The following is a 21,401-nucleotide window of genomic DNA, read 5'->3' on the forward strand; positions in this document are numbered from 1 at the left end:
TGGGCGCCATTCGATAATGGGCGCACAGCGCGTCGTAGCGCCGCGTCAGATCCGCTCTCGGCATCCAACTACCTATGATCACAAACAGAAAAGTCCAAATTGTGGATCTGGGGGTCCCCCGTTCGAGCCGGGGAGGCGGTACCACCGAACCAGCAATATGATTGAGTTTTCTGTCTGGCTTGGAAGCGGGCGGAGAACTTTCTTCCAACCTGTCAGGTCGGGTCTTTTCCCACAGTGCGCCGCATCTGGACGACCTTGGCTGTGTGGTCGGATTTCTCCCGTTTATATCCCTTGTCGCGTGATCGGATGCTTGGGAGTTTCATGGGGCGCCTTTGATGCGCTTGTCTTGCTTGCATCAGTGATGGCGCGGGCCTCGGTGAGGCAGCTCACGGTCCGCGGTGCAAACCCAAGCCTCTCGCCAATCGCGATGGAGAGTTAGCGACCGATATCGGCCTTGATCCGGTTTTGCTGCCACTTGCCACGCCCAGACTCCCGCTGCTTGCCTCAGGTGCCTTCGAAAGTGGAGATACAGCCCTTGCAACGGCATTTCGGACCATGCTGCTTGCGGGCGGTTTTCCTGCAACGGCGGCTCTGCAAGGCCCGTTGTCGATCCGCTCTTGTCGTGGGCGCAGGCGCGCTATCCTTTGCGTAGTCCTGACGTGCTACGCACAGACGCCGGGGTGTTGGGGGTGCAGGGTGGAGAGCTGCTCTGCGCCCCCGTGTTTGGCCAATCCCCCGTGTTCGGCAAATCCCGTATTCGGCAAATCCCCCGTGTTCGCCAGATCACTGCCCGAGCGGAGGCACATACAGGCAGCGCGCGCGATTCGCGACGACGCAGAGGTGAAAGTCCTCATCCTGGCTCTTCTGAAGTGTCCGGCTGTTATACGGGATCACGGCGTGGAACGGTGCATCCATGAGGGGATACTGGCCGGCCCTCAGGTCGATTTCCCATCCGTCCTTGGTGGCGTGAACCGCAGAGGCGGGGATCGGCGCGCAATCCTGCCCGGAGCAGCAATACGCGCTGTACCAGCTATGAGCGAGCGCGGGCGACGGGGCAAGAAGAGCAGCGCACAGGATCAGGCGGGAAAGCTTCATCGCACATTCCTTCCACGTAGCGGACCCTCCAGCGGCAGGAGCCGGACAGGTCTGGGGACTTCGGCGAGGACGGGTAGAAGCAGCAGCGAAACGGCGTGTGGCGGGCGAGTGCCACTGCGAAAGTGTAGGCCGGTTCCGAACCTTAGCGAGGGGGAAGCGCCTCTTACGTTGCGATTGAGCGAAAAAAGGCCATGCGCCCGTCGCGCATGGCCTGATAAACCGGCAATGACCGCTGATGCTACTGAAGGTAGCTCATCGGATCGACACTCTCGTATCCGTTGCGCACTTCGAAATGCAGGAAGGACGGGTTGCCCTGTCGCACGGTCGCAATGGCCTGCCCACGGGTGACGGCGGAGCCTTTCGCCACCTTGATGCCATCGATATTGGCATAGACTGTGAGCAGGTTGTTGGCGTGGCGAATGACGAGGATCGGCACCTGATCGGTATCCTGAGTGATCGCTGCAACCGTGCCGTCGGTCGCGGCGTGGACGGCGGCTCCTGCGGCGGCGGCGATGTCGATCCCTTCATTCTTCCCGCGCGCATAGGGGCGGATGATGCTCCCCTCCACCGGCATGGCGAGCCGGGCGGAGGAGGCAGGTGTCCGCTGTGCGCCGAGGTTCGGTGAGGCGGGCGTGGCCGCAGCGATTTCCTCGTTGGTCTTGGTGTTTTTCTCCGGCAGCGGGGTCGCGGCGCTCGGCGGCGTCGGGGTGGGGGAGCCGGTGCCCGGCTGATTGGCCGCCGGCTGCGCGGGAGCGGGGCCGGTCGCGACGGGGATCATCAGAAACTGGCCGTCCCGCACGGTCATCTGGGCGTCCAGCCCATTCCATTCCGCCAGAGAGCGGGCGGAGACGTTGTAGAGCCGCGCGATCGAATAGGCGGTCTCCCCGCGCTTGACCTGATGGCGGACCGGCTCTGTCCGGCTGGCGGAGGCCGCGGGCGGCGCGCTGCCCACATTGGCGGAACTTGCGCTCTGGCTGGTCGCAGGCGTTCTCCGCACCGTGCCGGAGGTTTCTGCGCGTTCGATCGCACCGGAGGCAAGCGTCGTCACATCGACTGGCGCGGTCGCGATCGACCCGCTGGAGATACCGCTCGTATCGGAGGAGAAGCCGGAGTCCGCCGTCATCGTCATGGGCTCACTCACGCGACGGGGCAATGCCAGCACCTCGCCTTCCCGAAGGCCGGTTTCGCTGGGAAGCGCGTTGTAGGAGGCCAGTTCGCCGGCCGGGATGCCCACCCGCTGCGCGATGCTGCCGACAGTGTCGCCCCGCCGGGCCACAGCCACCTGATATGTCGGATAGGAGATGACGCCCCGCCCATCCGGTTGCGGACGGTTGGCGGTCGGCTGGCGCGCGGCTTCGGATGTGTCGAGATTGGTGGGAATGACGCCCCGCATGTCCCAGTCGAGCGGTCGCCCGCAGGCCCCCACGATGGCAAGCGCGGCGCAGGCGAGCGCGATCCGGCGCAACGGTCGCTGAGCGGAACGGAAAGGCATCACTGTCATCCTCTTCAGTTTCCCGACGGGGCCGTCTGTGCGACCCTTGCGTCCGGCATCATTCCTGGCCGAGCCCCTCCACGAGCGGCACGAACCGCACGGAGCGAAGCTCTTCGTAATGCACGCCTTCTGCCGTGCGCGTGACCTTGATCAGGCTCTGCACCGCGTCCGACTGGCCGACGGGGAGCACCATGATACCCCCCTCCCGCAACTGGGCCAAGAGGGGGCCGGGCGGATCTTCTGCCGCAGCCGTGACGAGGATGCGGTCGAACGGCGCCTGCTCCGGCAACCCGTGGGATCCGTCGGCGGTAAAGGCGGTAATGTTGTGCAGGCCGAGTTGCTGGAACGTTGCCTCTGCCTGCCGGACGAGCCTGCGATGCCGGTCGATCGTATAGACGCGGCGGACAAGCTGCGACAGGATCGCGGCCTGATAGCCGGAGCCGGTCCCGACCTCCAGCACCTTGTCGCGCGGGCCGGCTTCCAGCGCCTGCGTCATCAGGCCGACGATGGAGGGCTGGGAGATGGTCTGGCCGCAGGCGATGGGCAGGGGTGTGTCGTCATAGGCGCGTTCGGCAAAGACACCGGTGACAAAGCTGCCCCTGTCGATCTTTTCCATCGCCGCCAGCACGCGCGTATCCGTCACCCCACGGGATCGTAGGGTGAAGAGAAAGCGCATCTTTCGTTCGGAGAGCTCGTCCTCCGTCATCGCTCAGGAGGCGAAACGGGCGCGCAGCGTTTCCACCGCGTCGTGAGCGGTCAGATCGGCGCGGAGCGGGGTGATGGAAATGTAATCATCGAGGTTGGCTGCAACGTCGCTGCCTTCTTCGGTCCGCAGGTGCTGCGGCCCGCCCTTGATCCACAGGAAGCGCCGCCCGGTCGGGGAGATCGTCGCCTCCGCCGTGAAGAGGCCCTCTCCGCGGAAACCCTGTCTGGTGATCCGGCTTCCCTTCACATCGGCCGAGCCGATGGGCGGGAAGTTGACGTTGTAGAACAACCGGTAGCCCACCCCGTCCCACAGACCCTTCTCCAGCAGGTCGCCGACGACGCCCGCCCCGAATTCGGCTGCCGCATCGAACGGATCGGCAAGGTCGCGCGTCCGCGGCCCGAGGAATTGCGAAAGCGCAATCGCCTTCACCCCCTGCAAAGCCGCTTCCATCGCGCCGCCCAGGGTGCCGGAGTAGAGCGTGTTCTCTGCCGCGTTGTTGCCGCTGTTCACACCCGACAGCACCAGATCAGGCTTGGCGCCGTCCATCACGTCGTGGATCGCTGCCAGAACGCAGTCGGCGGGGGAGCCTTCGGCGGCGTAGGTGCGCTCCGCGAGACGGGCGATCATCATGGGACGGGTGTAGGAAATGCAATGGCCGACGCCGGATTGTTCAAAGGCGGGGGCGACGACCCAGACCTCCCCCTTCGGCCCTGCGACCCTGTTGGCGATGGCGATGGCAACCTTCAAGCCCGGCGCGTTGATCCCGTCGTCGTTCGTCACAAGAATTCGCATGTCACCGTCCCCTTATTCCGCTCCTGATTAGAGCAGGGGAGGCGTCAGGTAAAGCGAACGGTCAGGCGCGCTGCTTCTGGCGCCACACCCCCCAGGCGCCGGTGATCGCGGCAGAGGCGACCGCCCCCGTGGCGCACCCCACCATCCAGATCGGCAACGCGCGACCCGGATCACCTGTGAGCATGATATGAAGGGCCAGCATCAGCAGGCCGAAGAGGCTTCCGAAAACCGCATGTCCCGCCATTCCGTCCCCCTTGTCGCATTGGCGCATGCGGCCCGGATGACAGACGGGCAGGGATGCGCGATTCGATTGCGAAGTCGGAAGAAAGACGCTCAGACGGGAAAAAAGTTCCCGCTTGCGCCGAAAATGTCACAGAACGGCGGAGAGCCGGGCAGCTTCTGAAAGTTCGGAGGTGAGGAGGGATCGATCCTCCCCCGGGAAGAACCGCGCCCGTGTGGCGGTCGGCATGGGCGCGGGCGTTTCCACCAGCACGCGGGGGCCGATCTTCACCGCTTCTGCCTGCCAGCTCCGGGCAAGGGAAATCTGCCCCGCCTTGGTCGCGCCGTAGGCACCGAAGAACTTTTCCCCCGCATGGGGATCGTCGAAGAACAGCGCCGTGCCACGCTCCGCCGCGCGGAGCAGCGGCTCCACCATGCCGATCAGCATGCCGGTGGCGCGCAGGTTCACGGCGAGGGAACGATCCCAGTCCTTGGTGTCGAGATGCCCCGCAGGGGTCAGCGGGGCCGCGTGGATCGCCGCATGGACCCAGAGATCGACCTTGCCCCAGCGTTCGAAGATCGACAGGCACATCTGCCGCATCGCATCGTCGTTGGTGATGTCCATGGGAGCGAGCGTCGCCGCGCCGCCCTTTTGCTGGATACGGTCGTCCAGCTCCTCCAGCCCGCCGATGGTGCGGGCGACGGCGACGATGTGATAGTCACCCGCGAGAGCTTCCGCCATCGCGGCACCAAGACCGCGGGAGGCGCCTGTCACCAAGGCAATCTTCGTCATTCGGCGGCGGTCTTCATCTGAAAGCCCTTCTCCACCATATCGGCGGGGAACACGGGGTAATCGCCTGAGAAACAGGCATCGCAATACTGGGGTTGCGCCTTGTCGCGGCCCGCGGCCTCTCCCGCTGCACGGTAGAGACCGTCAAGGGAGATGAAGCGGAGCGAATCCACGCCGAGATAATCCCGCATCTCGTCCTCCGTCATGTGGGAGGCGAGAAGCTTGTCCCGATCCGGCGTATCGACGCCGTAGAAGCAGGGCCAGGCGGTGGGTGGAGAGGCGATACGGAAATGCACCTCCGCCGCACCGGCGTCGAGGATCATCTCCTTGATCTTGCGGCTGGTGGTGCCGCGGACGACGGAATCGTCAACCAATATCACCCGCTTGCCCTTGATGAGCGCGCGGTTGACGTTGAGCTTCAGGCGAACGCCCATGTTGCGGATCTGCTCGGTGGGTTCGATGAAGGTCCGGCCCATGTACTGGTTGCGGATGATGCCCATGGCATAGGGAATGCCGCTTTCCTGACTGAACCCGATCGCGGCGGGGGTGCCGCTGTCGGGCACCGGGCAGACCAGATCGGCCTCCACCGGAGCCTCGCGCGCCAGCTCAACGCCAATCTGCCGGCGCGTCTCATAGACCGAGCGTCCGCCGAGGATGGAGTCGGGGCGGGAGAAATACACATGCTCGAAGATGCAGAACCGCGGCTTCATCGGCGCGAAGGGGCGGAAGCTCTCGATCACGCCGCTGTCGGAGATGACGATCATCTCGCCCGCTTCGACTTCGCGAATGAATTCCGCCCCGATGATGTCGAGCCCGCAGGTCTCCGAAGACAGGGCCCAGCCGTCGCCGATCCGGCCCAGAACCAGCGGCCGCACGCCCAGTGGGTCGCGCACGCCGATCAGCTTCGTCCGCGTCATGGCGATGACGGAGAACGCCCCCTCCACCCGGCGCAGCGCGTCCTTCATCCGTTCGGGGATGTCCCGCTGGATGGAGCGCGCCATCAGGTGGATGATGCATTCGCTGTCGGAGGAGGACTGGAAGATGGAGCCGCGCTCGATCAGTTCCCGGCGCAGCTGTGCGGCATTCGTCAGGTTGCCGTTATGCGCTATGGCCGCGCCGCCCATGGAAAACTCGCCGAAGAACGGCTGCACGTCCCGGATGGCCGTGTTGCCCTTCGAACCGGCGGTGGAATAGCGCACATGCCCGATGCCGATGGAGCCGGGCAGCGTCTTCATCACCTCGGCATCGGTGAAGTTGTCGCGCACGTAGCCGAATCGGCGGGCGGAGTTGAAACCGGTCGCGGGATCATGCGTCACGATCCCGCCCGCCTCCTGTCCGCGGTGCTGGAGGGCGTGCATGCCGAGGGCGACAAAATTGGCTGCATCGGTCACACCGATGACACCAAATATGCCGCATTCTTCTTTCAGCTTATCGTCGTCGAACGGATGGCTGTGCTGCTCGTCGCGCATGGCGCGTCCTCCGAATCCGGGGCGGGGGGGAACGTCGTGCCCCACATAGTAACTCGGGACGCCGAAGTCATCCCCCTGAAAGTGCACAGCCGGTCTTCAGTTCTGCGCAGGGGTCGCGGGAAGATCGGGCGTGACGACCGGCGCGCCGCAGCTCCCGACCAACTGCTCATAGCGCGAGACGATCCAGCCCGGCGCATCCGCGGGGATCGACCGGTCGATATTCCCCTGCACGGAGGAGAAAATCTGCGCGGAACGGGAGTTGTCCACCATCGGGATCGACGTGCCCGACATCGCACGGTCATAGACCACGAAGGCCACCGCCACGAGCAGCAGACCCCTGAGAACCCCGAAGAAAAATCCCAGCCCTTGATCCAGCCCGCCGAGCGCCGAGCGCTGCACGACCCCGGAGAACAGCGGCGTGAACAGCGAGGCCAGCACCAGCGCCACCGCGAAGACCGCGGCAAAGGCGGCGATCAGCGACAGTTCGCAGCTGTCGGCGAGAAACTTGTTCAGGCCGGGGATTTCGCGAATCAGCGGTTCCGCAGCGGGGGCGAAGATGTAGGCGAGGATCGCCGCCACGATCCAGCCCGCGATGGCCATCGCCTCCCGCACGAAACCGCGCGAATAGGCGAGAAGCGCCGAGACGACGATGACGGCGGCCACGACCGCGTCGATGATGGTGAAGCCCTGCATCTGTCCCTGCTCCGCTGTCGTCTATCCTGCGCCGAACGTCTCGCCCACAAAGGCGGCGAGATCGGCGAAACCGCGCAGCCCGTCATCCCCTTCGGGGCTTTCTACGCTGCGGGCGGGCGCGATGGCTCGTGAAAAACCAAGTTTCCGCGCTTCTTTCAACCTGTTTTCCGTCTGGGACACCGGCCGGAGCGCGCCGGAGAGGCTGATCTCTCCGAAAACCACGGTCTCCGGGGGCAGCGCCGCATCCTCCCGCGCGGAAAGAAGCGCCGCCGCCACGGCCAGATCCGCGGCCGGTTCGGAGATTCGCAGCCCGCCCGCGACGTTCAGATAGACGTCCAGCCCGCCGAAGGGGATGCCGCAGCGCGCCTCCAGCACGGCGAGGATCATGGCGAGCCGCCCCCCGTCCCAGCCGACGACGCTGCGCCGCGCGCTTCCGGGGGGCGAGGGGGCGACGAGCGCCTGTATCTCCACCAGCAGGGGCCGCGTTCCCTCGATCCCCGCGAAGACGACAGAGCCGGGGCTGGGCCGCTCCCGTTCCGACAGGAACAGGGCGGAGGGATTGGCGACTTCCGCCAGACCGGTGCCGGTCATCTCGAACACGCCGATCTCGTCCGAGGGGCCGAAGCGGTTCTTGACCGCGCGGAGAATGCGGAACTGATGCCCGCGCTCGCCCTCGAAATAGAGCACGGTATCGACCATGTGCTCCACCACGCGGGGGCCGGCGATCTGCCCTTCCTTGGTGACATGGCCCACTATGATGACGGCGGTGTTGCGCCGCTTGGCGAAGGTGACGAGCTCATGCGCTGCCGCCCGAACCTGCGCCACCGAACCGGGAGCGCTCTCGACCGTATCGGACCACATGGTCTGGATCGAATCGACGATGACGAGGTCGGGCTTCTCCGCCTCCAGCGTCGCGATGATGTCGCGGAGCGCGGTTTCGGCGGCCAGCCGGAGCGGCGCGCCGCCAAGCCCCAGCCGCTCCGCCCGCATCCTGACCTGCGCGGGCGCTTCCTCGCCCGTGACATAGATGACCGAGAGGCCCGCTTGCGCGAAACTGGCGGCGGCCTGAAGCAGCAGGGTGGACTTGCCGATACCGGGATCGCCCCCCACCAGCACGGCGGAAGCCGGGACCAGGCCGCCGCCCAGCACCCGGTCAAGCTCCCCCATGCCGGAGGCGGTGCGGGCGGGTGGAGGCTCCCGCGCGGCAAGGTCGCCCAGGGGCACCATGCGCCCGCGAAGCTTGCCCAGCCCTTTCGGCGCGGCGGAAAGCGGCGCCTCCTCCACGATGGTGTTCCACGCGCCGCAGGCGTCGCAGCGGCCCGACCATTTGGAATAGGTCGCACCGCAGGCGGTGCAGGCGAAGGTGGGGGAGGGGGCGCGGGCCATGCTCCCTTCTGCCCGACCCCCGTGCCGCCTTCAAGCCCGTCCGGGCCCCGCGGTGGCTCTGCGGTGCCTGCGACCCCGAGTGCTTGGGTTGGCGGAACAGGTGCCATGGGAGCCGGCTGCGTTAAAAGGCCGCTGAAACAGTCCGAACTGTCATGCCGTGCGCCGGAAATCGGAAAATCGGCCCGGGAATGCCACCGGATTGATTTCCGGCTGTATTTCGCCTGATTGGGAAGAATCTCCGCTCCAACGCAGACCAAAAAGCCCTTTTAAGTCGCCTGCGAGAGGACGTTTCCGGTCGGGGGGCGTTTCAGCGGGCGGGCTTTTCGGGCAGGAGGCATTTCCGCCAGGCACGTTTCCGGCGGGCTGTCGCGTATCAGACTTCCGGCCTGCTTGCCGCAGGGCGCGTCTGGGCATAAACGGGAGCAAAGGAGACAGCATGGCGCGCGGCAATTCGGCAATCGGGGCGGACCGGGCGAAATCCCGCAGGGTTGGTTCCCTGCGCGGACTGGTGCCGTTCATCCGGCCCTACCGTGTTCTGGCCGTCGCTGCGGTGCTGGCGCTGATCCTGACGGCGGGCGTGTCGCTGATCCTGCCGATGGCCGTCCGGCGGGTGGTCGATGGCTTCGGGTCTGATGCGCTGTTGCTCGACACCTATTTCACCGCATTTCTCGGCATCGCCGCCCTGCTCGCGGTGGGAACGGGCCTGCGCTACTATCTCGTCACCCGGCTGGGGGAGCGGGTGGTCGCCGATATCCGCAAGGCGGTGTTCGACAGGGTCATCAGCCTCAGCCCCGGTTTCTATGAGCGGGTGATGAGCGGAGAGGTGCTCTCCCGCATCACCACCGACACGACGGTGATCCTGTCGGTGATCGGCTCCTCCATCTCCGTTGCGATGCGCAATGCGATCATCGTGTTGGGCGGCACCCTGCTGATGCTGTTCACATCGGCCAAGCTGACGGGGCTCGTGCTGCTCATCGTGCCGCTGGTGATCGTGCCCATCGTGACGCTGGGGCGCAGGCTCCGGGCGGAATCGCGGACAAGTCAGGACTGGATCGCCGCCTCCGCCGGCAATGCCTCCGAGGCGCTGACCGCCGTGCAGACGGTGCAGGCCTTCGGCCATGAGCCGGAGACGCGCGCCGCCTTCGCCCGCGTGACGGAGAAGGCCTATGCCTCCGCCCAGCGGCGCATTGGCACGCGGGCGGTGATGACGATGATCGTCATCTTCCTTGTCTTTGCCGGCGTGGTGGGGGTTCTCTGGGTCGGGGCGCGCGATGTTCGTGCCGATGCGATGAGCATCGGCGCCCTCGTACAGTTCGTGATCTACGCCATTCTGGTTGCGGGGGCCGTCGGTTCGCTGTCGGAGACCTGGGGAGAGGTGCAGCGCGCCGCGGGTGCGACCGAGCGCCTGCTGGAACTGCTGGCGACGGAGGACGAGATCACGGATCCCGCCGCGCCCGTTCCCCTGCCGCGCCCCGTCCGGGGAGAGGTCGCCTTCCGCGACGTGTCCTTCCACTATCCCACCCGTTCCCAACGGTCGGCGCTGGAGGATTTCACCCTCACCGTCCGGCCCGGAGAGATGGTGGCCCTCGTCGGTCCGTCCGGGGCGGGCAAGTCGACCGTGCTGCAGCTGCTCCTCCGCTTCCGCGACCCGGATGCAGGCAGCGTGACGCTTGACGGGATCGACCTGCGCGACATGGCGCGGGGCGACTTCCGCGCCGCACTCTCGCTCGTGCCGCAGGATCCGGTGATCTTCGCGGCGACCGCGCGGGACAATATCCGTTTCGGCAGGCCCGATGCGACGGACGAGGAAGTGGCCGCCGCCGCCCGGGCCGCCGCCGCGCATGACTTCCTCAGCGCCCTGCCGGATGGCTATGACACCTGGCTTGGCGAGCGGGGCGTGGTTCTGTCGGGCGGCCAGCGGCAGCGGATCGCCATTGCCCGCGCCATTCTCCGCGACGCACCCGTTCTGCTGCTGGACGAGGCGACCTCCGCCCTCGACGCCGAAAGCGAGCGTGCGGTGCAGCGCGCCGTTGCCCGGCTGTCTGAGGGGCGCACGACCATCGTCGTGGCCCACCGCCTTGCCACCGTCAGAAGCGCCGACCGGATCGTCGTGCTGGACGAGGGGCGGATTGTCGCAGAGGGCACCCATGAGACGCTCGTGGCCGAAGGCGGGCTCTACGCGCGGCTCGCACGTCTCCAGTTCGCCGAAGGACTGCAAGCGGCGGAGTAGGGCTTGCCCTCCGCGCATCCAGCTACAGATTGTCGGGAGAACGGCACCGCCGAACGGTGCCGGAAACCGGAGGAAAACCATGGGTGTATGGGATTTCGTCAAGGATGCTGGCAAGTCGCTTTTCGGCGGCGGCAAGGCGGAGGCGGCAACCACCGCTCCCGATGCCGAAGCGCTGAAAACCGAGGTCAAGAACCTTGGCCTGAACGACAGCGGCCTCCAGATCCAGACGGTAGGCGATACCGTCAAGGTGACGGGCAAGGCCGCGACACCGGAGGAGAAGGAGAAGGTGATCCTCGCCGTCGGCAACGTCGCGGGCGTGTCGAAGGTCGAGACCGATGATGACGATGGCCCGGAGCCGGTGTTCTACACGGTGAAGAAGGGCGACACGCTCTCGGCCATTTCCAAGGCGACACTCGGTAACGCCAACCGCTACAACGAGATTTTCGAGGCGAACCGCCCGATGCTCAGCCATCCCGACAAGATCTATCCCGGACAGGTGCTGCGTATTCCGCAGTAACCTTGCGTTGCCCCGCTCCGACAGAAGGTGCAGCCTGTCGGGGTGGGGTTAACGTGGCGTAGCCGGGCCGCTCCCGCCCTTGCCTTTCCCCCCGTTCCTTTTGCATCCTGCCAGCCGATAGCGGAGGGGCTGTCAGTCAAGGAGGATCGAACGAATGGGTGCCTATGCCACCATAGCCGACCGCAACGCGCTCGAAGCGGAGATGCCCTGGAGCGCGCGTGATGTGCCCGCGACGATCCATCAGCTTCTGGAGCGCACCGCGGCTCGCTACGGGGACAGCCCCGCGATCGGTTTTCAGCTCTCCTCCGGTCCGCAGGATCCCGCCGAAACCCTGACATGGCGGGAATTCCGCGATGAGGTGAACCGCGCGGCGAACCTGTTCCGCAAGCTCGGCGTGGGTGAAAACGACGTGGTGGCGTTTATCCTGCCAAATGCGCTGGAAACGGCGGTAACGCTCGTCGCCGGCATGGTGGCCGGGATCATCAGCCCGGTGAACCCTTTGCTCGATGCAGAGCACATGGCGGGTCTTCTGCGGGAGACGAAGGCCAAGGTCGTCGTCACGCTGAAGTCCATCCCGAAGTCCGACATCTCCCAGAAGGTCGCCGAAGCCGTGGCGGCCGCGCCCTCCGTTCAGGCGGTGGTGGAGGTGGATCTGCTGCGCTACCTGCCAGCGCCGAAACGCTGGATCGCGCCTTTCCTGCGCCCGAAGGCCGGACGCCGCCATCAGGCGCGCATCGTGGACTTCACCAAGGCGGTCGCACAGGAAAGCGCCACGCTCTCCTTCGCTGATCCGGGGCAGGATCGGGTCGCTGCCTATTTCCACACCGGTGGCACCACCGGCCTGCCGAAAGTGGCCCAGCACCGCTATTCGGGCATGATCTACAACGGCTGGCTGGGCGCCACGCTGCTGTTCAAGAACACCGATGTATTGATGTGCCCGCTGCCGCTGTTTCACGTTTTTGCGGCCTATCCGATCTTCATGTCCACGCTCTCCTCCGGTGCGCAGATCGTCCTGCCGACGCCTGCGGGCTACCGGGGGGAGGGGGTGTTCGACAACCTCTGGAAGCTGATCGAGCGGTGGAAGGGTACGTACCTCGTCATCGTGCCGACGGCGATCTCCGCCCTGATGCAACGGCCCGTGGATGCCAATATCTCCACCCTGCGCGGCTGTTTCTCCGGCTCCGCACCGCTTCCGCAGGAGCTGTTCAAGCGGTTCGAGGCCGCGACGGGCGTGCAGATCGTGGAGGGATACGGCCTGACGGAATGCACCTGTCTCGTCTCCGTCAATCCGCCGGACGGCGTGAAGAAGATCGGCTCCGTGGGCCTGCCGTTTCCCTATACCGAAGTCCGCATCCTGCACGCTGACGATCACGGCAACATCACGCGCGAATGTGCGACCGAGGAAGTGGGGGAGATCTGTGTCTCCAATCCCGGCGTCTTTGAAGGATCGACCTATACGGAGCCGGGGCGGAACCTTGGTCTTTACGCGGATCGCCGCTACCTGCGGACGGGGGATCTCGGGCGACTGGACGGGGATGGCTACCTGTGGATCACGGGCCGCAAGAAGGATCTCATCATCCGGGGCGGTCACAACATTGACCCAGCGGAGATAGAGGAGGCCCTTGCCGGCCATCCTGCCGTGGCCTTTGTCGGTGCGATCGGTCAGCCGGATGCCTTCGCGGGCGAGCTCCCCGCCGCCTATGTGGAGCTGATCCAGGGGGCGGAGGTGACGCCTGCGGAACTGCTGGATTATGCGCGTGCGCATATCCACGAACGCGCCGCCGTGCCCAAGTTCATAGGCATTCTGGACGAACTGCCGAAAACGGCGGTGGGCAAGGTGTTCAAGCCCGATCTTCGCCGCCTCGCCATCACGCGGGTGCTGGACGCAGCCCTTGCCGAGGCCGGGATGTCCGCGCAGGTTGCCGAGGTGGTGGAGGATCGTCGCCGTGGGCTTGTCGCCCGCCTGCACCGGACTGGCGAGGTGCAGGAACCTGCGGTGGCCGAGGTGTTGAGTACCTTCACCGTTCCATGGGAATGGGAGGATCGCCGCCCCCTCCCGGTGCCCACCCCGGTCGCCTGAGGGCGGGCTGATGGAGGGGCCGGGTCGTTCGGAGGGCCGCCGGGCGGCGGGCAGGTGCCCGCCGCGCGAGGGAGGTCAGAATTCCCGCTTCAGCACCATCTTGTCCAGCGACAGGTAGCCGCCGCCGAAAGCCGCGAAGAGGGCGGTGAGGCAGGCCCAGAAGGTTGAGGTGAACTCCGCCTTCTGCTGGACGCCGGACAGGAAAGAGACGCCCCCGTCAGGAGCGAGCTGCGCCCGCGCCGCGTCGGTGAAATACTGCGCCCCCTCCCCGGTCATGAAGGCCACGCCTTCGGGAGTAAGGAAGCTGGTCCCGTAGGGATTGTTCAGGTGGAAGGACAGGGTGACGAGCAGCAGGATCGTCGCCGCGACGGCAGCGGGCCGGGTGAACAGCCCGATCACGATGAGAACGCCCCCCAGAAATTCCGTCAGCGAGACGACGAGCGACCAGAACCATCCCGGGCCGAATGGCACGAGCCCGCCCATCATTCCCGCCATGGCAAACGGCGCCTGTATCTTCGGCCAGCCCGACATGACGAGCATGGCGCCGGTGATGATGCGGATCAGCACCCAGACGCCGGGTTGGGCGATGTAATCATAGACCGGCCCCAGGAAGGGCAGCACCAGCCGGTCGCGCGGGTTATCAAGAGGCGTAGGCATGTGTCATGGCCTTTCCCATTGTTGCGGGCAGGTCATCCGGCGGACCCATGGCCGCCCCTGCTCCTGCCGCTATGGTGCAACAGTCTGTTCTTGCGTCAACCTGCCACCTTGCGATTGCGGCACGGGCGTCGCCCGCAGGACACGGGCGACAACCGGCAAGGCCCCTCTCTGCCGGGCGCGACGCCGCACGTCAGAGCGAGGCGGGCGCAGTCCTCTGCCTGGCCATGGCATCCTGATCGCCCGACCGGCATCCTCGCTGTGGCTCCCCATCCTGCGCGTCTCGACCACTCATGGAGGGGTGGGCGGCCTGTCGCACGACGCGGGCCCATTACGGCGCGGCAGGGACAGTTTGGAGCGTCCGCGCGGAGGGAGCGACTAAGAGGCTGCTGAAAAGCCTTTGGGTCTGCGGGGGCGGGAATCGTTCGCAATTGGGCGAAGTCCACCCGGAAATCTGCACAATTCGGATCATTTCGGGCTGTTTCCCGATGTGCACAGCGAGGACACGAGGGTTCGGAGTTTTTTCAGCAGCCTGCTGACCGCGAATGGATGGCCTTTTCCGTTTCCGGTCGGGCGCGGCATTCCCGCCGGACGCGCAAAGCGCGGGCGACGTTCCCCCGCCCTCTTCGCCATGAGTGTTCGCGGGTGCTCCCCTCATCGCGCAAAGCGTCGGTCTCACGCCGGTCCGCAATCGGGCGGTGGTGCTTGAGCGGCCACTGCGTGCCACAGCCTCCCCCGCAGATGAAGCGCCACAGCGGCTCCGGCTCGCTTCCACCCTCCCTCAATGCGACCGGCGAGACGGATGCGGTGCAACGCGCGGTGCCTTAGCGGAATGTCAGCATCCATAGGGCAGGGTGACGGCATCCGAAAAGTCAGCTTTCAGGAGAAGCCATGACCCAGAACCTTTTTGCCAGCCAGGCCCCCGGCCTCACCGCGCCGCTGCTGCATATTTTCGACATCCTGCCGGGGGAGCCGCTGGCCTACGTCACCCGCGCGATCCTTCTGGCGGAGGAGGGAACCGTCACGCTCACCACCCTTGGCGGAGAGACGGTGACGACGCTGCCGCTCGCGCCCGGCGTCTGGCATCCGGTGATGGCGACAGCGGTAGGCGCCGCCAGCGTGCGGATACAGGGCGGATGCTGAGCCTGCGCTACTGGGCGGGGGGGAGTGCCGCGATTGCGCTGTTGCTCGCGGGCATGTGGGCGGGGGACCGGCTGGCGACGGCGGCGGCTCTCCGGGCGCGTGCGGCAGCGGCGGAACAGGCGGCCTTGCGGTCCGCCGCCCTGCGCCATGCGGAGATGGAACGACTGCGGGCGGAAGCGGGGCTGGACCTCGCCTTGGGGAAGGTGGTGGATGATGCGCGCGATATGGATGACCGTGCTGTCGTGTTCGACGCTGGCCGCATGCGGCAGCTCTTCCCCGCGCAATGAGCCGGTGCCGCCCTCGCTCCTGCAGCCCTGTCCCGAACTCACTGCGCCCGGCGGCGACATGACGGCCGCCGCCGTGTGGCAGGCATGGAACCGCGACCGATGGGCCGGGGCGGTCTGCCGCTCCCGGCACGCAGGCCTCGTCGCCGTGCTGGAGGGCTAGCAAGGTGCGGAAAAAGTTCTCAGGCCATGCGCTGGGGAAACGGCCCGGGAATGCCCCGAAGTATGTGGATTTCCGGCTGGGCTTCGTGAGATTGCGAACGATTTCCGCCCCACTGCGGACCAAAAGTCGGGCACCTTCCCGGGCTTGCAGTGAAAGGCAGAAAATCGGTCCGGTCACGCGCCAAAACCCTGCGGTTTCCGGGGCGTTCCTCAACACTGGGGGAAGATCTCTGCCCGAGAGCAACCACGGAATGCTTTTCAGCAGCCATTCAGAGGCGGCGCATCCAGAACTGGAGCGGCTTCTCCGTCTCCGCTGTTTCTCCGATGTCCTTCCAGCGGAAACGGGCGATGACACCGGGCAACGGCTCATAGCCCCGGGAACGCCAGAAGCCATCGAGCGGGCGGTAATCCGTGGGTCGCATGGGGTGATCTGCCGGGCGGATCACAGAGCAGAAGGCGCTCCAGACGAAGCCGTGTTCGCGGGCATGGGCCTCCCGCTCATCGAAGAAGCGGTGGCCGATGCCATGCCCGCGCCAGTCCGGCAGCAGAACCGATTCCGCACAGTAGAAGATCTGGTCGAGCGGCTCCGGCCGCCCGGCAAAGGCGGCGGCGAAATCGTCGGCGTGATCGGTCATCGGCGTGCCGGTGGCCGCGCCGACGATCCGCGCGCCGTCGAGCGCGCCCACCACCACCGCGCGCGGGCTGTTGCGATAGGCTTCCAGATAGCGCCGCTCGTAGGCAAGATCGCCGTCGTAAAGATAAGGCCAGTCCCGGAACACCGCGATGCGCAGCCGCGCCACATCGTCAAGCGCGCCCTCCAGCGCGCTGCCGGTGAGGCGCTCCACCCTCATGCGGAGACCTGACGGATCCAGTCTGCGAGATTGTAGAAGGTGGTCACCCGGGTGATCTTGCCGTCCTGCAGCGAAAAGAACGCGCCCGCGGGCAGGACATAGGTCTGGCCATGCGCGGGGGGCAGGTCGCCGTCGGTCTTGAGGTAAGTGCCGTTCACCACGAATTCCGCCGCACCCCGCGTGCCATCGGGAGTGGCGAACAGGACGATGTCGGTCAGGTTCTCCTTGTAACATTCGGCCATGTGCGCGCCGAATTCCGCGAAGAGTTCCTTGCCGGGGCGGGCAGAGCCTTCGTTCACGTTATGCACGAACGCGTCGGACAGCTCGGCGAGCATCCCGTCGAGCGAACCGTTGTTGAAGGCTTCGTAATAGCGGCGCAGCGTGGCGATGGCGTCTGTCATGATTTCCCTTTCACTCAATCGTCGGGCCGAATCGCTCGATCATCCGTTCGCGGATCTGGTCGCGGGTCTGGCGATAGGCATCGAGCTTGGTTTCTCGCGATTCGCCAAGGCCGGTCGGGTCCATGATCGGCCAATATTCGATGTCGAGATGGTAATAGCGCGTCAGCTCCAGCGCCGTTCTCTGGCTGGCGGGGGAAAGCGCCACGATCATGTCGAAGGTGGACATGTCATCGCCCCAGTCATGCATCTGCTGGAAGTTGCGCACCCGGTGGCGGGCAAGGTCGATGCCGATCTCGGCGCAGACGGCGATGGCGAAACCGTCGATGTCGAGATCGCTGCGCACCCCGGCCGACTGGACATAGTGCCGCCGGCCGTAGAACTTTTTCATCATGGCCTCGGCCATGGGGGAACGGATCGAATTGTGGTCGCAGCAGAAGAGCACGGAGGTCAATGTCGCGCCCGTCACGCTCTCAGCTCCCCCGAAGCACGCAGACCAGCGTGAACAGCCGCCGCGCCGTGTCTATATCGACGACCGCCTTGCTCTCCAGCCTCTCCTGAAGGAGCCGCGCCCCCTCGTTGTGAATGCCGCGGCGGGCCATGTCGATGGCCTCGATCTGGGCGGGGCCGAGGCGGCGGACCGCGTCGTAATAGCTTTCGCAGATCTGGAAGTAGTCCTTCACAACCTGCCGGAAAGGGCCGAAGGACAGGTGAAACTCCGCCAGACGGGCCGCTGCCTCATCCGAGACGTCGAACACCAGCCGTCCGTCCCGCACGCAGAGCAGGAGCCGGTAAGGCCCGGGCGGTGCGTCGCGGCCATCCCGGGCGGGCAGGGTGAAGCTGTTGTCTTCCAGCAGGTCGAAGATGGCGACGCGCCGTTCCTGCTCCATCTCCGCCGAAGGCGTGGGCAGCCCGGTATCGTCGATCTCGATATGGGAGAGGCGCATCATCTCAGCCTCCATTCAGCCGGTCGAGCCGGGCCCGGACGGAGAGGCCATGCGCCTCCAGGCTTTCGGAGCGCGCCAGCCGTTCCGCAGCCGGGCCGATGCGCCCCAGCGCCTCCGGCGTCATCCGGGCAAGGGTGGTGCGCTTCATGAAATCCAGCACCGAGAGGCCGGAGGAAAAGCGCGCCGAACGGGCCGTGGGAAGTACATGGTTCGGCCCGCCCACATAGTCGCCGATGGCCTCCGGCGTCCATGCGCCAAGGAAGATCGCCCCTGCATTGGAGATGTCGGCGGCCAGCGCCTCCGGCTCCGCCACGCAAAGCTCCAGATGTTCCGGGGCGATGCGGTCGGCCAGCCGTGCGGCGGTGGCGAGGTCCGGCACGGTGATGACCGCGCCATAGTCCCGCCAGCTTGCGCCCGCAATGTCGCGCCGCTCCAGCACGGGGATCAGCCGCTCCACCGAAGCGGTCACGGCGCGTGCCAGCGCGGGATCGGGGGTGATGAGGATGGATTGCGCGCTTGCATCATGCTCGGCCTGGCTGAGCAGGTCGAGCGCGATCCAGTCGGGATCGGCGTCGCCTTCGGCAATCACCAGTATTTCCGAAGGGCCGGCGATCATGTCGATCCCGACCTTGCCGAAGACACGCCGCTTGGCCGCGGCGACATAGGCATTGCCGGGGCCGGTGATCTTGTCCACCGGGCGGATGGTTTCGGTGCCGTAGGCCAGCGCGGCGATGGCCTGCGCGCCGCCGATGCGATAGACCGTCTCCACCCCTGCGAGCCGCGCGGCCAGCAGGACGAGCGGGTTCACCTTGCCGCCGGGCGTGGGCGCGCAGATCACCAGCCGCTCCACCCCCGCCACCCGCGCCGGGATGGCGTTCATCAGCACCGAGGACGGGTAGGAGGCCAGCCCCCCCGGCACGTAAAGCCCCGCCGCTCCGACCGCCGTCCAGCGCCAGCCGAGCGTCGCGCCCGCCTCATCGGTCCAGCTTTCGTCGCCGGGGAGCTGCCGCGCGTGGTAGTCGCGGATCCGCCGGGCGGCGAGTTCCAGCGCCGCGCGTTCCTCCGCGTCGATCCCGGCGATGGCCGCGTCCGTTTCCCCGGCCGTGAAAGCCAGCGTTTCCGGGGTCAGGTCCAGCCGGTCGAACTTCCGGGTCAGATCGATCACCGCAGCATCGCCCCGCGCCCGGACATCGGCGATGATATCGGCCACCGCTGCATCCACGTCCGGCGCATCCTCCCGCTTGGTGGCGAGGAAGCTCTGGAAGGCGGTGTCGAACGCGGCGTCGGTACTGTCGAGGAATACGGGCATCAAGGTCTCCTTCCCGCCTTGGTATCCGCTGCCGCCCCCCGCCTCAAGCTCAACCGAAAGAATGGGCGCGCGCGGGGGCAGAATGCGGAAAGAACGAGATGGACGCGGGGGCTTTCCTTGGCTGTCAGCCCCCGTTATCATCGCTCCATGTTCACGATCGAGCACGATTTCGATGCGACCGTGGTGACGCTGGTCGATGAAGGCAGCGCCCCCCTGCAGGAGGACGTGGTCTGCAACGGTTTCGACGACCGCGTGACGGTGGAGCAATACGACCCCCGCAAGGATGAGGTCGTCTCCATCACCTTCTCCATGTCCCAGATCCGCGACCTTGCCGCCGCGCTGAACCTGCCCGAAGGGGTTTACCGCCTCCGTCCCATCCGCTGAGCGGCGGGTGGCGGGCCACGGGGTTCTGTTCCGGCCCGCAGGCGTCGCCCCTGTTCGCCGGTAGCTACTGATCTGGTGGTTCCGTACGCTGACAATGCAGCTCCCGGGCTTTGCCGCGTCGCGTTCTGCGAAGCTGCTTCGGCTGGCCGGGCTGGGCGATTTCTGCGGAGGGCTTGCCCCAGCCGCTGCAAAAGGCTTTCAGATCCTTGGGCGTTGAAATCGTCCGCGACCTGATGAAACAGCCGGAAAACCGCATTTCGCGTCATTCCGGGGCCGATTTCCGCTGTCTCGGGCATAGGCATAGCACCTCAGAGCAGCAGGCTGAGAGAGTGCCCCGGGCTGTGCCGCGCATGGAGGAACGGTTCATCCCATCGGCCTTTCGGGCGCGCGGGGCATCGCCTCCTTCCATGGCGAGACAGCGCGTCACGCCCGTCTCCGGCGCAGAGCACGGAGACATCGCTCGGCGCTCGTGTTCCTTTCCGCTGCCGGATCACCGCTGCCGGACATGCCGATCCTCCGGTGGTGCACCCGATCAGAATCGCGGTCTGCAAGGACAACCGTGCCCGCTCCTGGACGGGACGGTCGGTGCTCCTCTGGCGCCCCCTGCCTGCACGCGGAGCGTTCGCTCGATCGCCGGAATGGATATGGTCCCGGGGAGCGCCCCCTGCTTCCTCGCGGAGAGTTCTTCGCCGAGCGGGATGCCGGAGATGCGGCGTCCGGCGCGCGCGCCGCCCGATGCGGGGCGACCTGGCGCGCCTGTCCCGATGAACGCGTCCCGATGTGAGCTTCCCGTGCGCGCCTCTCGATGCCCATGCCCGGGTGTGCCCGGATGTCGGTTGTGCGGGCGGTGAGACTTTCCCGGAACCGGCGTCATTGGCACTGGCCCATCCGCCACAGCTTCGCGAGCGCGGCGGGAGGGGTCTTTTCCTCGGCAGGTCAGGCGGCTAGATAACGCGAAGACGACCCGGAGTAACGATGGCTCGGTTCCCGCTTCTGCTTCTTCTTCTGGCGATGGCAACCGGCGCCTGTGCCCCCGCTGCGCGGGACAGGATACCCGTGCCGGTACCGCCCACGCGCACGGAGACCGCGCCCGACGAGCAGGCGGGTGCGCGGCTGGATGCCCGGACGGCGGCGCATAATTTCATTGTCGTGGTGGACCGGATGGAGCCGGTGGTGGAGGCGGAATGCCGCCGCCAGCAACCCCGGCGCGACTGCGATTTCCTCATCGCCGTGGACGACCGTCCGGGCCAGCCCGCCAACGCCTTCCAGACGCTGGACGCAGAGGGGCGCCCGGTGCTGGCCTTCACGCTGGCGCTCATCGCCGATGCACGCAATCAGGATGAGATCGCCTTCATCATGGGCCATGAGGCCGGGCACCACATCCTCGGCCATCTGCCGCGCGCGCAGCAGCAGGCGGCGGCGGGGGCGATGATCCTCGGCACGCTGGCCACGCTCTCCGGCGCGGATGCGGAAGGCATCAAGCAGGCGGAGGGCATGGGCGCGAGCATGGGCGCGCGCACCTATTCCAAGAACTACGAACTTCAGGCAGACGAGCTGGGCACGGTTCTGGCCTATCGTGCGGGGTTCGATCCCGCGCGCGGCGCGCAGTTCTTCCGCCGTATCCCCGATCCGGGCGACCGGTTCCTCGGCTCCCACCCGCCGAATTCGGAACGGCAGCGGGTGGTGATGACCACGTTGCGGAAGCTCCAGACGGGGCAGCTCCGGTAGCGCCTCGGGCGGTGCAGGGGGGGTGAGATGCGTGTCCTGCTTCGCGCAGGCCGGGCTGCCGGGGCCGGCAGG

At 66.5% G+C, this 21,401-nt stretch carries 23 protein-coding genes; 8 read left to right on the forward strand and 15 right to left on the reverse strand.

The window, feature by feature from the left end; all coding sequences use genetic code 11:
- Positions 1-783: 783 nt before the first annotated feature.
- The 9 genes from RT513_RS04165 to radA form a co-directional block, all read right to left on the reverse strand.
- Positions 784-1,095, reverse strand: coding sequence for a hypothetical protein (locus tag RT513_RS04165; RefSeq protein WP_088215103.1), 312 nt, complete (start codon positions 1,093-1,095; stop codon positions 784-786).
- A 238-nt stretch (positions 1,096-1,333) separates the two neighbouring features.
- Complete coding sequence (locus tag RT513_RS04170; protein WP_256947280.1) at positions 1,334-2,587, reverse strand: peptidoglycan DD-metalloendopeptidase family protein; 1,254 nt, start codon at positions 2,585-2,587, stop codon at positions 1,334-1,336.
- A gap of 58 nt (positions 2,588-2,645) precedes the next feature.
- On the reverse strand, positions 2,646-3,293 hold the full coding sequence (locus tag RT513_RS04175; protein WP_290688350.1) for a protein-L-isoaspartate(D-aspartate) O-methyltransferase: 648 nt from the start codon (positions 3,291-3,293) through the stop codon (positions 2,646-2,648).
- Positions 3,294-3,296: 3 nt separating this feature from the next.
- Positions 3,297-4,085, reverse strand: coding sequence for a 5'/3'-nucleotidase SurE (surE, locus tag RT513_RS04180; protein WP_088215106.1), 789 nt, complete (start codon positions 4,083-4,085; stop codon positions 3,297-3,299).
- 61 nt (positions 4,086-4,146) lie between these two features.
- Positions 4,147-4,329 (reverse strand): hypothetical protein, encoded by a 183-nt coding sequence (locus tag RT513_RS04185; protein WP_088215107.1) that lies wholly within the window; start codon positions 4,327-4,329, stop codon positions 4,147-4,149.
- 126 nt (positions 4,330-4,455) lie between these two features.
- Positions 4,456-5,097: an SDR family NAD(P)-dependent oxidoreductase gene (locus tag RT513_RS04190; RefSeq protein WP_088215108.1), complete on the reverse strand. Its 642-nt coding sequence runs from the start codon at positions 5,095-5,097 to the stop codon at positions 4,456-4,458.
- Positions 5,094-6,563 (reverse strand): amidophosphoribosyltransferase, encoded by a 1,470-nt coding sequence (purF, locus tag RT513_RS04195; RefSeq protein WP_088215109.1) that lies wholly within the window; start codon positions 6,561-6,563, stop codon positions 5,094-5,096. Before purF ends, RT513_RS04190 begins: the two co-directional genes overlap by 4 nt.
- 96 nt (positions 6,564-6,659) lie before the next feature.
- A complete protein-coding gene (locus tag RT513_RS04200; RefSeq protein WP_088215110.1) occupies positions 6,660-7,256 on the reverse strand; it encodes a CvpA family protein in 597 nt (198 codons plus the stop codon).
- Positions 7,257-7,277: 21 nt separating this feature from the next.
- Positions 7,278-8,642 carry a DNA repair protein RadA gene (radA, locus tag RT513_RS04205; protein ID WP_088215111.1) on the reverse strand — a complete coding sequence of 455 codons (1,365 nt, stop codon included), beginning with the start codon at positions 8,640-8,642 and terminating at the stop codon, positions 7,278-7,280.
- Between the two features lie 436 nt (positions 8,643-9,078).
- Here radA and RT513_RS04210 point away from each other — a divergent pair, with 436 nt between their 5' ends.
- The 3 genes from RT513_RS04210 to RT513_RS04220 all read left to right on the forward strand — a co-directional run bounded on the left by RT513_RS04210 (position 9,079) and on the right by RT513_RS04220 (position 13,469).
- Positions 9,079-10,872 (forward strand): ABC transporter transmembrane domain-containing protein, encoded by a 1,794-nt coding sequence (locus tag RT513_RS04210; RefSeq protein ID WP_290688345.1) that lies wholly within the window; start codon positions 9,079-9,081, stop codon positions 10,870-10,872.
- A gap of 79 nt (positions 10,873-10,951) precedes the next feature.
- Positions 10,952-11,389, forward strand: coding sequence for a peptidoglycan-binding protein LysM (lysM, locus tag RT513_RS04215; RefSeq protein ID WP_290688343.1), 438 nt, complete (start codon positions 10,952-10,954; stop codon positions 11,387-11,389).
- 154 nt (positions 11,390-11,543) lie between these two features.
- Positions 11,544-13,469: an acyl-CoA synthetase gene (locus RT513_RS04220; RefSeq protein ID WP_290688341.1), complete on the forward strand. Its 1,926-nt coding sequence runs from the start codon at positions 11,544-11,546 to the stop codon at positions 13,467-13,469.
- Between the two features lie 75 nt (positions 13,470-13,544).
- On the opposite strand, the gene RT513_RS04225 is transcribed toward RT513_RS04220, so the two are convergent.
- A complete protein-coding gene (locus tag RT513_RS04225; RefSeq protein WP_290688339.1) occupies positions 13,545-14,126 on the reverse strand; it encodes a DoxX family protein in 582 nt (193 codons plus the stop codon).
- A gap of 888 nt (positions 14,127-15,014) precedes the next feature.
- On the opposite strand from RT513_RS04225, the gene RT513_RS04230 reads away from it, so the two are divergent.
- From RT513_RS04230 to RT513_RS04240, 3 genes are read left to right on the forward strand one after another with little or no spacing between them, the layout of a single operon-like run.
- On the forward strand, positions 15,015-15,266 hold the full coding sequence (locus tag RT513_RS04230) for a hypothetical protein (RefSeq protein WP_088215116.1): 252 nt from the start codon (positions 15,015-15,017) through the stop codon (positions 15,264-15,266).
- Positions 15,260-15,553 (forward strand): hypothetical protein, encoded by a 294-nt coding sequence (locus tag RT513_RS04235; protein ID WP_290688336.1) that lies wholly within the window; start codon positions 15,260-15,262, stop codon positions 15,551-15,553. The genes RT513_RS04230 and RT513_RS04235 overlap by 7 nt, the downstream gene beginning before the upstream one ends.
- Positions 15,554-15,557: 4 nt before the next feature.
- On the forward strand, positions 15,558-15,713 hold the full coding sequence (locus tag RT513_RS04240; RefSeq protein WP_313533631.1) for a hypothetical protein: 156 nt from the start codon (positions 15,558-15,560) through the stop codon (positions 15,711-15,713).
- 268 nt (positions 15,714-15,981) lie between these two features.
- Here the strand turns inward: RT513_RS04240 and RT513_RS04245 are convergent, their stop codons facing one another.
- The 5 genes from RT513_RS04245 to hisD are packed head-to-tail and all read right to left on the reverse strand — an operon-like array spanning position 15,982 to position 19,217.
- A complete protein-coding gene (locus RT513_RS04245) occupies positions 15,982-16,563 on the reverse strand; it encodes a GNAT family N-acetyltransferase (RefSeq protein ID WP_290688334.1) in 582 nt (193 codons plus the stop codon).
- Positions 16,560-16,964 (reverse strand): ketosteroid isomerase-related protein, encoded by a 405-nt coding sequence (locus RT513_RS04250; RefSeq protein ID WP_088215119.1) that lies wholly within the window; start codon positions 16,962-16,964, stop codon positions 16,560-16,562. Before RT513_RS04250 ends, RT513_RS04245 begins: the two co-directional genes overlap by 4 nt.
- 10 nt (positions 16,965-16,974) lie before the next feature.
- Positions 16,975-17,430 carry a low molecular weight phosphatase family protein gene (locus RT513_RS04255; protein ID WP_256947281.1) on the reverse strand — a complete coding sequence of 152 codons (456 nt, stop codon included), beginning with the start codon at positions 17,428-17,430 and terminating at the stop codon, positions 16,975-16,977.
- Positions 17,431-17,434: 4 nt separating this feature from the next.
- Positions 17,435-17,911: a UPF0262 family protein gene (locus RT513_RS04260; RefSeq protein WP_088215120.1), complete on the reverse strand. Its 477-nt coding sequence runs from the start codon at positions 17,909-17,911 to the stop codon at positions 17,435-17,437.
- A gap of 1 nt (position 17,912) precedes the next feature.
- A complete protein-coding gene (gene hisD, locus RT513_RS04265) occupies positions 17,913-19,217 on the reverse strand; it encodes a histidinol dehydrogenase (RefSeq protein WP_290688330.1) in 1,305 nt (434 codons plus the stop codon).
- 147 nt (positions 19,218-19,364) lie between these two features.
- Between hisD and RT513_RS04270 the strand changes: the two genes are divergently transcribed.
- Complete coding sequence (locus tag RT513_RS04270; protein ID WP_088215240.1) at positions 19,365-19,601, forward strand: hypothetical protein; 237 nt, start codon at positions 19,365-19,367, stop codon at positions 19,599-19,601.
- A 975-nt stretch (positions 19,602-20,576) separates the two neighbouring features.
- Entirely contained in the window at positions 20,577-21,329 is a 753-nt protein-coding gene (locus tag RT513_RS04275; RefSeq protein ID WP_088215122.1) for a M48 family metalloprotease, read from the forward strand.
- Positions 21,330-21,401: the final 72 nt, after the last annotated feature.

The sequence above is a fragment of the Haematobacter sp. genome (genome assembly GCF_032102465.1).
Taxonomy (GTDB): Bacteria; Pseudomonadota; Alphaproteobacteria; order Rhodobacterales; family Rhodobacteraceae; genus Haematobacter.